Below are 15,568 nucleotides of genomic sequence, written 5' to 3'. Positions count from 1 at the left end.
GACGATATTCTTGAAATAGAACACTTCACGTCATCCCGAATGTAATGAGGGATCTCCTGAACGTTGCACTGTTCCTGCATTGGGAGATCCTTCACTGCGTTCAGGATGACGCAATAAAACCGTCATCCCGAATGCAGTGAGGGATCTCCTGATACTGGCATGGTGCCTGTTTTTGAAGATCCTTTATTGCGTTCATGATGACGAAACTCCCAAAGCATGTTGGACTGTTAACCCCATAACCATCTACATATTATGGAGTACTTTTGTCTTGCATTAACCATAGAGCCGGTAGCGTTAATAAAGCCAAAACGATTAAGTAAATCGAAAAAGCACAATTTATAAAAATATAATTTAAGAACAAAATAATCAGTGGAGCCGTGCCGCCAAATAAAGAATTGCTCAGGTTAAAAAATAAAGTAAAACCACTGGCTCGTTCTTCTGGCGGTAATAATTCCAGACTCGCAGTAAATACACTGCCAATATAAAGAGCGATGATAATCGCTAAAACACTGCAAGCAAGAGTAGCCTGAAGTAAAGAACCAACATTAACCAGGTAATTTATTAGCAATCCAGCAAATACTGTTGCAATCAAGCTGAGTGCTAATGGAGCTTTTCTTCCCACCACATCAGAGATAAATCCTGATAACAGCAGACAGATGCTATAACACATCATGGCTACCATAATGACATCCAGCGCTACGTTTAAGGCGTATCCCCGTTGTTGTAAATATGAAGGCATATAAACAAAAAGAGTATAAAAACTACCATTGCAATAAATTGCCAAAAGAAAAATCGCAATAATTGCTTTTTTCCGATAATGCCAGGCACTTTTTAATGGACGGTGTTGTTTTTTTGCATTTATTTTTGAAAAATCAGTTAATTCTCTGGTCTTCTTACGCAGATAAACTCCGACAACACCAACCAGTATTCCCATTAAAAAGGGAAGACGCCAAACGTAGATGAGATCCTGTTCAGAAAAAAATAACGAGCTAATTTTGCTGATGATGATTGCCAGCAACAATCCACAAATAGAACCCAAAGTGACAAAACTAACAGCAAACCCCTTATGACGCAGAGTCACATTTTCATAGATGTATATACTCGCCAATGTCATTTCTCCTGCCACGGAAATACCTTGTATTAAGCGACAGAGGGTTAGCAAAATTGGTGCGATAATCCCAGCGGTTTTATAAGTAGGTAATAAACCTATAAAGCTGGACGAAAAAGTCATGATCAGGAGGGTGATCGTCAATGTTTTTTTCCGACCTATAGTGTCGCCTAGACTCCCAAGCCAGTAAGCAGCAAATGGTCGAACGAGAAAACCAGCTGCAAAAATAGCAAAGGTCGCGATTAAAGCGATGTGTTTATCCGCATCAGGAAAAAAAACAGGCGCTAAAAATGGTGCCATAAAGCCGTAAATAGCGTAGTCATACATTTCAAGCATGGTGCCCATAGATGATGCGGCAATTATTTTTTTATTCATAGGGTTAAGGTATGCTCCTCAATTGAAACTGTTGGATTTACCTGATGAACTGCTAAAAACATCAGACTTTCCAACTTCCTTAATGTGCAGATCATTGATTTGTTTCTTTAACATAAAATATCACGTTTCAGTTGATGGGAGTATGTGGACGTACTCTTTATCTCTTCTTCAAAGAAATGAGCAATATATGTTGCACTATCTTTTAAAGGCTTGCTTGGTTCTCGTATATGAATGTCAGATTCCTTTCTGCGTGTTTTGGCGAATCAGATCCTTCTTTTTTCATCTGTTCTATGAAGAGATACAAGGAAAAATGATGCAAATCCAGGAAATTCCGGGATAGAACGCTATTTGCACAATAGTCATCACTTGATAACTGTGTTATAATTTACCTATAAGTGCAATTTGCACTCATTGATTGGGTCCTGATGATGAGCATTTATAGCTGTGCAGATGAAATAAAACTAATGCTTAAAAATGGAGTTCATGAACCACATACAGGAGTTATGAAGTATTTGTTGCCGTTTATCCCTCGATTACCCTGGATAACCGACGAACCTGTTCGACCATTGGAAGATCACGAGAGACGGTTTCTGGAGGATGTTCAAGCCAGGTTGAAATTGATAGGTAAAGATGGTTATAACGAAAGCAAAAAAACGGATCTTGGTGATTTAATTGAAGACATTAGAGCTTATAAAGAGAATCACCATGACATAGGACTAAATGCATTACTTCTACATATTATTAACGATTTAACAATCGTCAAAGACGGTAGAAAACCACTCGATCACTCTGATGAGCCTAATCCTGACCCTGAATCTCACAGCACTAAATTATCTCCGTCCCCTGAAGTTAATGAGCAATATCAGGCATTGTTAAACAGTCGCTTATTGGTGAGTAAACTGGCTCAAGGAACAATGAAAGAGCTGGGTACTTCCCGTGGTGAATGTAATGGTTTTACCATGAGTATGGCTGATTCGGATTTAAGTCCTTATAAAAACAACGGAATAAAACAAGTAGAATTTAATAAAACCATACATAAATATCAAAAAAATCAACTTGATCGAGAAAAAGATCAACAGTATATTAAAAAAACACGATTAACCACCAAGACCTTTTGTCCTTCTCTAACGGAACAGGCTGAAAAGTTGTATCAAATTGCATCCGAGCATGTAGGTGAGGATTTGTCTGTAATTCTGCAATGTAAAGTCGGTAGTCATGCAACCTATTTAAGTATTCAGGAAGATCAGAAAATCAGATATGCAGATCCAAATCATGGGGTATTTTTATTTGATAATAAAGAGCAATTTATCTCTGCTTATAAACTGATGTATCAATACCACAATCAAAAAAGACCTGATTTTGCATTTACGTTCTTTTCAGTGAATCAATTAAAGGAAGATAAAAACAACGAATTAGCGGAATCTAATACTCTGGCAGGTAAATGGCGAAGTCTAATGACGGGAACAAAATATAAATCAGATTCCGTCATTTCAAATCCCGACCTGATAATACCAACAAGCCTTGGGGCATTGGCAGGAGGGGCTGCAGGTGCAGTAGCCGGCGCAGCAATAGGCAGTGTTGTTCCAATAATCGGGACAGTAATAGGAGCAATAATTGGAGGAATTGCTGGCGCATCTCTAGGAGGCGCGGCTGGGGCAAGAGTTGTCAAACAAGCTCAAAGTAAAGGCCATTTCGGCTTATTAGGCCCCTATCATTATCTCAGAGAGAAACTGCATGATTTTAGTGAATCGGTTAAAGATAAATTAGGATTTCAAAGAGAGTGCGATGAAATTCCAGCACTGATTATTCCTGAATCTGATTCTCATTCCAAAATGCTTCTGAGCTTGTGTGGCCAAGGTATGACACATCCCTCCAGAACACAACAGAATATGAATACTGAAGAAGCGAGTACATCTTCACAAAACTCAAATGGGTTAATGATGGCAGAACAAAAGGCCGACATTCCAATTCCCGATGTTCCTGATACAACGGTTGATGAAGACACTCATCGTGATGAATACACTCATCGTGATGAAGATAATGATCAACATTATGTATCGTACTCTCCCAGATAAATGCGTCAATTCTATATCCCCCCGGAACATATCATCCCGAATACAATGCTGTCTATTGCATGCAAATCTGACTTCTCCCCAAGATTTCATATTTGTGACTAAGAGCCAGAATGCAATGAGGTCAATGTAATTAGCTTAACAAGTTCACCTCGAACCGAACGAGATTAAAATAGATAAAAACTCTTAACTTTTTTCAATAATCGATCTTGTCTCGCTTCAATGGCTCTGTTTCTTTCTTTTATGGTGTTGGTGGGTCTGTAGTAGTAAGGCCGAGAATGAGTACGCGAGCAGCTCATTACTTAAGAATCGGGTCATTAAAATTTAATATTCGCTATTAAAAATCAACAACGCCACTTAATAATAGATTAATTTTTAATCAATAAAATGGAAGTCGTAATAAAACAAAATCAATTGGAGTAAATTATGGCAGCTAGTACACACGATATTTCAGGGTTGATCGCACATGATATTAATCTCAATACTTACCCTGAGGTAGATCTTGGTTTGGATGAAGCAATCACGGAAGTTCAATTTGGCGATATGCATGGCAATACATTGAAAATGTTAGCATTATTAAAAACATCTGGAATCATTGATATCCCCAAAGATAAATACGATGATTTCGTAAAGCTCTACACAGATACTTACAATTTAATGGAAGATCATTCCAGAAAAGGGCAGACAGCCAATGGGGATTTACGTTACCGCGCCTGGAAGCGGTTTGCCAAGGAACATCCTGTATTCACCGAAGAGATGAACAAACAGTTTGATGCGATACTGGCTTCAATTCAGGTCATTAATAAAGAACGGCTTGTGACTTTTTTGGGAGATATTTTGTCAGATCGTGGGGCGAGTGATTATCTTACTCTTAAACTTTTGGCACATCTCAAAAAGGAAGGAATGCACTACCGGATTATTTTTTCCAATCATGATCTGGAGTTTGTCTGGCAATATGAGCGATTGTTGTCAGAGCCTGTCAGCCGCCTGGATGACCGAGATGATCAAATCATGTATCGATACGCAATGGCTACTGATAGGCATCAAGGTGCATCAGTACACCATTTACTCGCTTGTGTTCGTCAAGAAGTAATCTCTCTTGATGAGTTAACTCAAATTGTAAGAGAGGCGTATTATCCTCATTTGGAACTGTTTAGTTACTCATTGCAAAAAGAGGGAGATGGCCTCTATGTTCTAAGTCATGCTCCTATGAGTCTTAATGAAATGGCTTCGCAGGTCGAACAAAAGTTTGATATAACCATTAATACGATGGACCGAAATCAATTTGCCAAATCTATTGATAAATTAAATAAACAATTTAAACACATAGTAGTTAATGGTGAATTTACATTTACAGCTCCTTGGCAAGATGATGCCAGTAAAAGGAAAAATCCAATTTATCAAATAGTCTGGTCTCGCAATGTATCTTCTGATTCACGACCACTTCGTGAAACAGATTTTGATACGCTGAAGCCTGTTATTTTTGTGCATGGCCATAGTATGGATAAACGCGGAGCCAATCCAAGACCAGGAGTTCTGACTCTTGATGATGTTGTCGGAAAAGACATGTCTTGCCATAGTGGGATCGTATTTATTGCCGCATTAGCTCATACGGAGTTAAAAAGTACCCTTGAAGTATCAGAGGCAGCGACTCTTAAAGCGTCGAGGTTTCGCTTTCATTCATCAGAGGCAAGAAGACTCGAATCAAGTATCCTGTCTTCTGATGTCAATAATCAGCCAAGAATGTAATTGATTGTACCCTGTCTACAGGACGTCCAAATAACTTCGATTATTTGGACGTTCTTATCATGTTAATTTGAATAATTTTTGATCAGTGCTATTTTTTATTTATAAGCTGTAAATTTTGGGTGCGTATGTTCAGCAAGATTCGCGCGACTTCAGGGTACTCCAGTACTGAGCCATATTTGATTAAATTGGGCATTCTGATTAATAAATACAACGAAAATCAGGTGAACGGCATTGTTGATATCATCAGTCTTCAACAAATCAGTGCTGTGGCAGATAAGCTGTATCTCATGGTGAGAACTGATCCACCCAAAGATTATGGCTCAGATTTTATGAAGTGGTACAATAAAAAAGAGATTAGTCGCGAGTTAAAGAATTTATCACAAAGTTCAAATACAAAAAGCTCCAAAAAACAACGAATAGCTGATATTAGTGTGGCCGTGCCCTATCATAGAAAAGATTTTACCAGAGTCCCTACACCCAAAGAATTTAAAAACAGAGTGAAAAAAATATCATTTTTTTCCTCTGAACCCAAATATTATTCAGACATCAGATTGCTTTTGCATCAGTTTCACGAACTGGATCTCAACAAACCGGATTTTGATTGGGGAATGGCTATAGGTCAACTTGAATTATTACAACAAAAAATAGTGGAAATTCTAATTGACGATCTGGATTCAAAAGATACACCCGACAGGATCATATTATCTCGTTTGCTCATGGTAGTTAATCGTACAATGAACGAATTTTTTAGAATGAATTCTGAGTTAAGCAGTCGATTTCTGTTGCAGACTCCCAATCGTGTTTCTACGATTATTGATCCCTATGCCGACGACGATAGACATAATTTACGACATTTGGTATCGGAACTGATTTCAACACCCAAACCACTTGAAATCGATGAGTTTTCCCTAGAATTTCTGGGAGGAAATAATAATAAAAACTGGAAAATAACCAATCGAGAAAATCGTGCGCAATATACTTTACGTATAGAACGTCCGGAATATTATTTTGACCATGATTTACGGCACAGAGTCAAAACAAATCCCAACCTTAATAGATACATAGCACAGGAATTTGATTTTTACCCTACTGATGAAATAGCCCATCGTGGTTCGGAGAGCGAATACAATCTTTCGATCACTGAATTCTGCGCGAAAGGGGATGTATTATCTTATCGTCGCAGTATCAATGAGAGCATGTCCCAGGAAGATATAGTTAAAGCAGTGATTGACATGACGAGACAGATATCGGATTTTGCTCTTGAATTACAACGTGATCATTTATTTTATATGGATATTAAACCAGAAAATTTTCTTTTGCGTGATAATGGAGAGGTTTTTACTGCGGATTTGAAATCGATATTAAACACGCTCGATATTCAAATCAAGACCAATTTGATTGTCACGACCCAAGAAAACGCCCCACCTGAATACCCGTCTGCCCGTAGTTATGATTCTGATCGGTTTATGACCTATCAACTGGGCGTATTATTGTATTTGTTAATGGTTGGTCCTGATGCTGAAGGGAAAAGAGACATATTAAACCGTCTTGCAGAACATCAGTCTCTGGACTTCACACTTCCTGTATTCACAGTTCCTGGCGGGGAGGCAATGATTGATTTAATTCAAGTTGCAACCAAGCCGACTCCATCGGATCGGATTCCATTACGGTTTTTGAGTGAAGCAATCAACCTGGTTCATAATGAACTTAATAAGGAAGAACACCATGCTTTGGATACTGTAGTACCTATTTCTTCAAGATGAGAGTTTTTAGCTTCATTATATTGTTACACCCAAAATGGTTCTCAACCAAGCATTTCACCTTTTAATAACAATAATGGAGCCATTTTATAATGAAGAAGCTCTTATTCAACCAAAATGAAAAAATGAATTATCGCCAATTTAGATCAGCTTCAAGCCTTTCCAAATGATTAGGATACCTGTTATAGTTTTTCTTTTTTTAAATTAGGGTCTGTTGACATTTCCGATTTTGACGTCCCGCGACGTTGGAAATAAATAGATGAATTGTCAACACATCCTAGTGGAAGTTGTTGATTCAATTAAGGAAAATAAATGAGATTTATGGATTTAAAATGGACACATCTGTTAATTGCATCATCGATAGGTATTACTCAAAATGCACAAGCGCTGGTAATTTATGGATTGGATCGCGCAAAGGATTTTCATTCAAGAACCCATGGCCCATATACTATTCAGGTAGGTTCTTTTAAATCGGCACATAATGCCAATCAGCTCAGAGCTCAAATTGCTTCCAAAATTAAGTATCCAGTCTTGGTTCGATCTGCACATGCATTGCATACAGTGATTGTTGGTCCTTTACAAACAGCTGACGCTGTCCGAAGCGTAGGACGTATGCAAACTCAAATGAAACAGCAAAACAGATCGATCGTTAGAGCAACACAAGTTCAACATCCTGTTTTAAAAAGACCAGTACAATCTTTGGTAAAAAATAAAGAGCAACCATCATCAACGTTTAAGGAAATTCCAGCCATAAGCCCTCGAAGCCAATCAATTTATATTGGAGTTGATGTAGGGCAAGTCGACCCTAATACGCCCAAGTACATGACTGTGAATAATGGCTCAAATTATCCACCACCGGAAAATGTGGACCAATATTCTGTAAAGTTAAATAATATGAATCAAATGGGTTTACAAATTGGTTCCCGCTGGTTGAGAAATGAAAAATGGATTCCGGCCTATGCATTAGCATTGAGGTATCAACATCTCTTTAGAAAAAATATAGATGGTAGCATTACTCAATATTCATTGCCTGATTTCAATAACTATTCTTATCGTTGGGGTATCAGCTCTAATGTAGTGTCCGTGTACTCTAAATTGAACCTGGTTTCTTTGGGTCGGTTTATGCCGTATGTTGATGCTGGAGTAGGGGTAGCCCTCAATCAGGGAATGAACTACAGCGAAACAGCTTATCCCGATATTACGGCACGTGTTAGTCCAAGTTACAGGACTAATTCAACACGCCAGCTCTCTTATAATGTTGGCTTGGGTCTGGATGTTGCTTTGACCCAACAACTGTTGATGTATGTTGGATATGATTTTCAGTCCTATGGCAGGATGCAATCAGAAAATGGCATGTCAACATGGAGTGGTGAACGGTTAAGTTTAGGGACCTTTAATACCAATACGGGCTTAATTGGATTGACTTATGTATTAGGTGATTCATTTTCATAATCCTGATTACACGCATGTATTTTGAAGAACGGAGATTTATATGGATTTTTTAAAAGCCACTTTGGCTTTATTTTTATCGTTATTATTGACGAGCGCTTATGCTGCAATAGACCCGGTAAGTTGGTCTGTCAGTCCTGCAGGCTTTCCCCCAAACACTGTTAATGGCAATAGTTATTCTGTAACGTTTACATTTACAAATAATCTGCCTCGTCCGGTTCCTTTCGATGTAAGTTCTGTATTTGATGGCGGTTCATTTTCTGTAACCCATGGATGTAAAACAACACTAGCAGGAAAAAATCAGCCTAACAGCAGTTGCTTATTGCATTTGCAATTTCAACCAAGCTCACCAGGACTTAATACCGCAAAATTAAGTATGTTGTATCATAATAATGTGGTTCCACTTCCCACTTTATCTTCTACATCAACAGGTACAGTCGGGTCAATTCAAGGTTTTGTAAGCACACCTCTCCCTGGAGTAACTTATACTGGTGTGACTTATCCGGTTCAGTTTACTTATGTTAATCACGGTACTGTTCCTGTTACTGCTACAGCAGTTGTTCCCAGTGGGTTTAACCCTAACCCGGCCAATGGATGTACCGCAGCAATTCCTGTTGGTGGATCATGTACGGTATCTGGGACTTTTACTCCGGTCTCTGTAGGCCAAACCTCATTAGGTGTTACTTATTATTATAATGATGGAAGTACAAGTCGTTCGGTTCCATTAGTCACACAAACTGTGGTGAAGAATGGAGCGGGTTGCCATCAGATTAATGGTATGGCTGTTTTACCACTACCTGATAAAACCTACATCTACGCCGATAATGTTGTCAAATATGAGTTTACAAATTTTTGTCCTTCAACCGAATCTTTAGGTACTGTATCTTTAGCTTCTGATGGCACTGCCACCTTAACCAAAGGCACTGATACCTGCTCTGGAGCTACTTTGGCACAATCTCAAAGCTGTTCCGTTTATGTGTCTGTAGTACCTACTGTTACTGCGGCTGATCTTACTGTCAGTGCATCGATATCCTATCAAGGAGGATCTTTAAGTGCTTCCGCCCATACTAGCGAAGAAGTACAAGCCCTTACTCAAACGGATAGCAAGCATACAGTAATGTTTGTAAATCAGTGTGATTTTCCTGTGTGGTATGAGTTTTCAAATGGTAGTGGAACCAGTGCAGATCCGACTCCTGCAAATGCTCGTACCTTTGCTGACTATCAGATTAATCGGCAAGTTCGTGGAAATTCGCCCTATATAAAAGTTCTGATGGTAGATCAATATTTGAACGGTGCCATTTATGCGCGAACCGGTTGTGATGCAACAACGGGTGTTTGCCAAACAGCAAATTGTCCAGTGATAGCCGGGACAGCAACCTGTCAGCTTGGAGTACAACCAGTTCCCCCTCAAACCAAATTTGAATTAAACATGGGTACCGCTGGAAATGATGGAATTTATGATGTATCGGTGATTAACGGATTTAATGTTCCTGGAGAAGTACGCTCTTTGGCACCTGTAAATTCTGGACCACCACCTCCAGGTAACATTAAATTTCCGTTTAATTGTGGACAATCTACCGGAGCACTGATTCAACCTGCGAATACGGCGCTTGGCGCATGTCCCTGGACTTTTTCACCCCCATCTACCGCACCTGATGCACCAGCTAATTATATTTGGGTTACAGGGGGAAGTCCTGGAGTAAACTGCACACAAAATTCAGATTGCGCCTTGTCTCCTTTAGGTAAATATTGTGGCATGACTTCGCCTGATCCTGTTGATGGTAAAATATATCGCAGTTGTGGAAACTTTTTAGGCTATTATACCCTGGCCGATTACATAGGGCTTACTGCACCGGGTCAATGGGATCCCGCTTACGATCTCTATGCACTTTATGGAATGGGTAATCCGTTACAACCTCAGGGTACTGGGCCAACTGATTACGGTAATTTTGGAGGCGCGGCCGCAACCGTTGCTGCCATGTACGGTTGTCAAACCACTACAACCAATGCATTGAATACTGGTTATAATACACAGGCTCAAAACAATGATAAAGTGTGTGGTTGTTATAATTGGAATGATAGCCAAAGTCTTGCCTATACACCTCAGGTAACCGATTGTACAGGCCACAACATACAATGGCATGGTACAGTGTTCCCTCGAATATTGTGGTTGAAGCAAGCCTGTCCTACCGCTTACTCCTTTCAATTTGATGATAAGTCAACCCAATGGCAATGCAATACAAGCGGTGTAAAAACCAGCTATCAAATCACTTTTTGCCCTGGCGGTAAAACCGGAAAACCTGCAAGTTGATTTATGGTAACAAAGAGGGTAGTTTTTACTACCCTCTTTGAATAAACCTTGACTCATCAATTTAGATTCCGATAGAGTATTTTTTGAAGCTTATCACAAGGATTAGTTATGCTTTTAAATAAATCGAAATTATCTCTTATATCATTAGTTTGCGCTTGCACCTTAATTCCAGTATTTCCAATAAATGCACAAGATGTAGATCCTTGTGACAATATAACAGGAAAATGGTCTGGAGTAACTACCAGCTATAAATGTACCTGGGATGCCTCGGCTGAATTCAGAAAATATAAAAGTACGATTCGAATGGATTATCATTTGAAACCCAGATCAAAATGTGGGGATGAGTTGGATATTATTTACAGTGGAACATGTAGAAAGGCTTATCTTAAAATTGAGACTAATGTGATTGGTACTATTTTTGGAGATACAATATTTTTACGTGATGCAGATGGCACGGAAGTGAATCTGCAAAAGCAATAGTTGAGTGAGTTTTCCAGGAACTAGAGTACTGTTTTGAGTGGAAATTTCGTCATCCTGAGCTCAGCGAAGGATCTCCCTATGCAGGCACAGTGCCGCGTTCAGGAGATCCCTCATTGCATTCCGGATGACGTTTCCTATGGGAGTTTCGTCATCCTGAGCACAGCGAAGGATCTCCCTATGCAGGCACAGTGCCGTGTTCAGGAGATCTCTCATTGCATTCGGGATGACGTTTCCTCGTTTCGTCATCCTGAGCACAGCGAAGGATCTCCCTCTGCAGGCACAGTGCCGCGTTCAGGAGATCCCTCATTGCATTCGGGATGACGTTTCCTCGTTTCGTCATCCTGAGCACAGCGAAGGATCTCCCTATGCAGGCACAGTGCCGCGTTCAGGAGATCCCTCATTGCATTCGGGATGACGTTTCCTATGGGAGTTTCGTCATCCTGAGCACAGCGAAGGATCTCCCTATGCAGGCACAGTGCCGCGTTCAGGAGATCCCTCATTGCATTCGGGATGACGATTTCTATTTTATGAAGAGATAGGGAGTTGTCCCTAAATTCTGAACAATGTATTAGCCATGAAAACTCACTCCAAGCTCCGGACCATGCATGACGACATCCATTGCTGATCTGTTCTTGGCGTAATTTATTTTTAATACGCGATAGGCAATACCGAAATCAATATGCTCTTTATACGCGTAACTCAGGCCTGCTGTCGCGCTCCAGGTTTCTTTTACATGGTCAACATGAAATCCTCCCACGTCACCGCGTATCCAGAAATTAGATTTGGGAGACAAATCAGTTCTCAAACGAGCACCTACTATAGGAGCATTCATTTTTACGGTATCAGTTAATGATAATCTATCAACTTCCAGAGTATTCTTGATATCCAAATGGCGTGCGCCTCCAAGCACCTCCAGGGAAACATACTGGTTGTCTCTTATTGGTTTTGCAAAAAACCGATAGAAAATACCCGCATCAGCTAATAACATTTTGGTCGTGAATTTAAGTCCAATCGACTTAAAATGTTCCTCCTGGGAAAGTTTTAAATAGGTTGGATCAAGCATTAAACTCAATGGACCATAACCTGCTTCAAAATGTCCCTGGGCAGCAAAATCGAGATGTCTTAAAATTTGTTCAAAAGTTATGTTGAGATGTTTTGTGCGGCCTAGTACTTCCACGTCTCCATTAAGCGAACTGGCCCATAAGTATGGGGCGATAGAGTAATGCCAGGAATGTATCGGCTGAGCCGTCATTGCTGGTGCAGTATATCCAACGTTAGAAAAAGCCAGAACGGAGCTGATGTAAATAAACTGTGTCTTTAACTTATTAATCATTACCACATCCTTATTCGCTTTGTTATTTGTGGTTCGGGTTGTTCCTGAACGATCTTCATCTTTTATATGTTCTCCTCGCGAAAGCGGGGATACATTAAGCAAACATAATGAACTGCATCATTTGATTCCTGTCTTCCTCAGGAACAAGGCGCAGTCTGTCGAAATCGGAATTCTCAACACACTCTAATCTATCTTTTTTATTTTGATAATACCAGATGTTGGGATCCTATTCTTTAAATCTGACACCATTACAACATTTCGTAATTCCATCCGGGCATTTTTATCTCTCTGTTTCGCATCAATAATGTGTTCTTATTTTGTATTTATAAAACTCATGGTATATGCTTGATATTATTTATTGTTTCAACCTCATGCACATAATATCAAAAGGATGGATGATATGATTAAGCAAAAATTACTCTATGGAACCATAGGCTTGTTGTTAGGCTATTGTACTGTCCAACCAGTACTGGCTTGCACTGGAACCAAAGTTGAAGCTCAGGATGGGACTGTATTATTCGGTAGAACTTTGGAGTTTGGAGCAGAAATGCACTCCAACGTCATTCTGATACCCAGAAACTATCAACTTGTGGCTAATGCGTCTACTGAGCAAAATAATTTTACCTGGAAATCAAAATATGCTGTTTTGGGGATGAATGCCGAATCCCTTCCTTCAATTGTAGAAGGAGTCAATGAAAAAGGGTTGCGTGTAGGTCTCTTTTACTTTCCAGGATATGCGGGTTTTCAAACAGTCGCTCCAAACGAGGCACAAAACTCCCTTAGTTCTTATGATGTTGGCACCTGGATACTAACCAATTTTACGAGTATTGATGAAGTAAAAGCAGCCATACAAAAGATAAAAGTATCCAATGCTCCATTTAAAAACTGGGGCTTTGTTCTGCCACTGCATTACATTGTGAGTGATACTGCCGGGAACAGTTTAATTATGGAATATGTGGGCGGCACACTTAAGATGTACGATGATGCAACAGGAGTATTTACCAATGCGCCGGAGTTTAATTGGCAAAAAACCAATTTAAATACTTATGCCAATTTAACCCCTACAGAAGTAGTAGCAAGCGAGGTTCCAAAATTAAATCTTAAATCATTTGGTCTCGGTTCTGGGATGTTGGGACTGCCTGGTGATTTTACCTCCCCATCACGTTATGTTCGTATGTCTTTGTTTACAGCAACCATGCTGCCGGTTCCAGACAGTCAACTTGCAGTAAGCGGTATATTCCATCTACTGAATCTTTTTGATGTTCCTAAAGGTTCCAGTATAGAACAATACAAAGGATCCAATTTTTATGATTACACGCAATGGACGACTGTTATTGATGTAAAAAAACGTCTTTTGTATTTTACTACGTATAATAGCCGCAACATTAAAATGGTTGATATGTCTGAATTCGATCTGGATGCTAAAGACATTAAGGTGATAGATGTTGCTGGTGATACAACAATTGATGATGTATCAGAAAATAATAAAATATTCTCTCCGGCAAAACAGTAGTAATGATATCCAGACTCAAGCCCTCAGCGGATTTTCCTGGGGGTTTATCAAGGTCGGGTCGAGACCCATAGCCATCAGGCTAGCAAGAAAATTAAATGTAGCCCGGATGGAGCAAAGCGTAATCCGGGAAGCCCATGCGCAGCATGGTACCTTTTTAATCGGTGCCCGCTTCGCGGGACTTCCCGGATTACGTGCTCCACACTCCATCCAGGTTACTTTTTATATAGAAATTCCTTGCTGCGCAAAAATGACTTATAAAAAGTCAGGCTCCAAGGACAAGATGGTCACGAAGGGACTGTAGGCAGTTGTCAACAGACCCTAAATGACCTCACTAAAAACTCCTTTTGCCCCTTTCTTGAGGTTTTTCGTAAATCCTGTTGAAAACCCCTGTCATTAATTATTTATAAAAAATTCTACGAGTTCACTAATAAAAACAGGTTCCTGAAATAATACTCCATGACCCGCGTCTTTAACCTGAACTAACCAGGAACCGGGGATTGCCGCAGCAATTGTTACTGCGTTTTGCACCGGACTCAAAACATCATCGGTTCCACTAATAACCAATACCTTATTTTTTATACCAGGCAACAGGCTCCAAATACCTGGACCTTGATTTTCACCAGTTACTGCTGCAGCCTGGGCTTTCAACGCATCAGCATTCATTTTTTGAGGGGGAAATTGACTTAAAATATTCAAATAGGCATCTGCCTGTTTTGTAGCATCAGCAGGGAATAACAACGTTTTTATTTCTACTGCAGGGGATGTGTGAGGATCGGCCAGCATATTAAAATACATTGCTTCAGGAGCAACTGTTTTTTTACCTCCAGCTTTAGCGCCTATGACAATGATATGATCGTATTGAGTACCATACTGAGTAGTCATATAGAGTAATAAGCTACCCCCCATTGAAAAACCAAGCATATCAGGTTTATCCAGTTTCTGGCTTTCAATAAATGATTGGACCAACTTGGACAATTGATCCATGGTATTCGGATAACTACCTGTAGTAGTCGATTCACCAATACCTGGGTAATCAAACATGATGATTTGCCGAATTTTACTGATTCTTTTTAGAAATTCAGGATGCCACATTGACATGGAATCACCATGTCCCGTTATCATGACCAGTGGTTTTCCTTCTCCAAAACGATAATAGGCAATATTGGAATTACCTATAGTCACATGTTTCAAGGGGCCATAAAATTCGGGAAGAGAGTTGGCAAAAGGTGTAGTCATCCAGATAAGGCATAGCCCTAAAAACCATTTTTTCATGATGTATATCCTTATTAATAGCAGATTATAAATGCGGATTTCTCCTGGTTCAAAAATCAGCATCTCAGATCCAAGTATAGACAGTAAAGTTATTTAACCAAACTACACTAGGGGCTGTTGACATTTTCGATTTCGACGTCCCGCGA

Annotated in this window: 11 protein-coding genes; 8 read left to right on the top strand and 3 right to left on the bottom strand. The window is 39.7% G+C overall.

Translation table 11 applies throughout. The annotated features are described in order from the left end of the window. Positions 1-250: 250 nt before the first annotated feature. On the bottom strand, positions 251-1,483 hold the full coding sequence (locus Lqua_RS14100; protein ID WP_058474927.1) for an MFS transporter: 1,233 nt from the start codon (positions 1,481-1,483) through the stop codon (positions 251-253). Between the two features lie 425 nt (positions 1,484-1,908). Between Lqua_RS14100 and Lqua_RS14095 the strand changes: the two genes are divergently transcribed. The 6 genes from Lqua_RS14095 to Lqua_RS14070 all read left to right on the top strand — a co-directional run bounded on the left by Lqua_RS14095 (position 1,909) and on the right by Lqua_RS14070 (position 11,304). Further along, on the top strand, positions 1,909-3,558 hold the full coding sequence (locus Lqua_RS14095) for a YopT-type cysteine protease domain-containing protein (RefSeq protein WP_058474926.1): 1,650 nt from the start codon (positions 1,909-1,911) through the stop codon (positions 3,556-3,558). A gap of 423 nt (positions 3,559-3,981) precedes the next feature. Continuing rightward, positions 3,982-5,304, top strand: a complete 1,323-nt coding sequence (gene wip, locus Lqua_RS14090) for a Dot/Icm T4SS effector Wip (RefSeq protein ID WP_058474925.1) — start codon at positions 3,982-3,984, stop codon at positions 5,302-5,304. Positions 5,305-5,429: 125 nt separating this feature from the next. Next, complete coding sequence (locus Lqua_RS14085) at positions 5,430-7,067, top strand: hypothetical protein (RefSeq protein ID WP_058474924.1); 1,638 nt, start codon at positions 5,430-5,432, stop codon at positions 7,065-7,067. Between the two features lie 309 nt (positions 7,068-7,376). Continuing rightward, positions 7,377-8,516, top strand: a complete 1,140-nt coding sequence (locus Lqua_RS14080) for an SPOR domain-containing protein (protein ID WP_058474923.1) — start codon at positions 7,377-7,379, stop codon at positions 8,514-8,516. A 40-nt stretch (positions 8,517-8,556) separates the two neighbouring features. Further along, positions 8,557-10,824, top strand: a complete 2,268-nt coding sequence (locus Lqua_RS14075; protein ID WP_058474922.1) for a thaumatin family protein — start codon at positions 8,557-8,559, stop codon at positions 10,822-10,824. A 108-nt stretch (positions 10,825-10,932) separates the two neighbouring features. Beyond that, positions 10,933-11,304, top strand: a complete 372-nt coding sequence (locus Lqua_RS14070; protein ID WP_058474921.1) for a hypothetical protein — start codon at positions 10,933-10,935, stop codon at positions 11,302-11,304. 568 nt (positions 11,305-11,872) lie between these two features. On the opposite strand, the gene Lqua_RS14055 is transcribed toward Lqua_RS14070, so the two are convergent. Beyond that, positions 11,873-12,637, bottom strand: a complete 765-nt coding sequence (locus Lqua_RS14055) for a hypothetical protein (RefSeq protein WP_058474918.1) — start codon at positions 12,635-12,637, stop codon at positions 11,873-11,875. A 400-nt stretch (positions 12,638-13,037) separates the two neighbouring features. On the opposite strand from Lqua_RS14055, the gene Lqua_RS14050 reads away from it, so the two are divergent. Together Lqua_RS14050 and Lqua_RS18390 are read left to right on the top strand one after the other, a co-directional pair. Then, a complete protein-coding gene (locus Lqua_RS14050) occupies positions 13,038-14,150 on the top strand; it encodes a linear amide C-N hydrolase (RefSeq protein ID WP_058474917.1) in 1,113 nt (370 codons plus the stop codon). 106 nt (positions 14,151-14,256) lie between these two features. Beyond that, complete coding sequence (locus Lqua_RS18390; RefSeq protein ID WP_133141105.1) at positions 14,257-14,451, top strand: hypothetical protein; 195 nt, start codon at positions 14,257-14,259, stop codon at positions 14,449-14,451. 92 nt (positions 14,452-14,543) lie between these two features. Here the strand turns inward: Lqua_RS18390 and Lqua_RS14040 are convergent, their stop codons facing one another. Then, positions 14,544-15,422 (bottom strand): alpha/beta fold hydrolase, encoded by an 879-nt coding sequence (locus tag Lqua_RS14040; RefSeq protein WP_058474915.1) that lies wholly within the window; start codon positions 15,420-15,422, stop codon positions 14,544-14,546. Between the last annotated feature and the right edge of the window lie 146 nt (positions 15,423-15,568).

The organism is Legionella quateirensis (assembly GCF_001467955.1).
Classification (GTDB): Bacteria; Pseudomonadota; Gammaproteobacteria; order Legionellales; family Legionellaceae; genus Legionella; species Legionella quateirensis.
The sequence above is the reverse complement of the archived record's forward strand: the minus strand, read 5'-3'. Positions and strand labels throughout refer to the sequence as shown.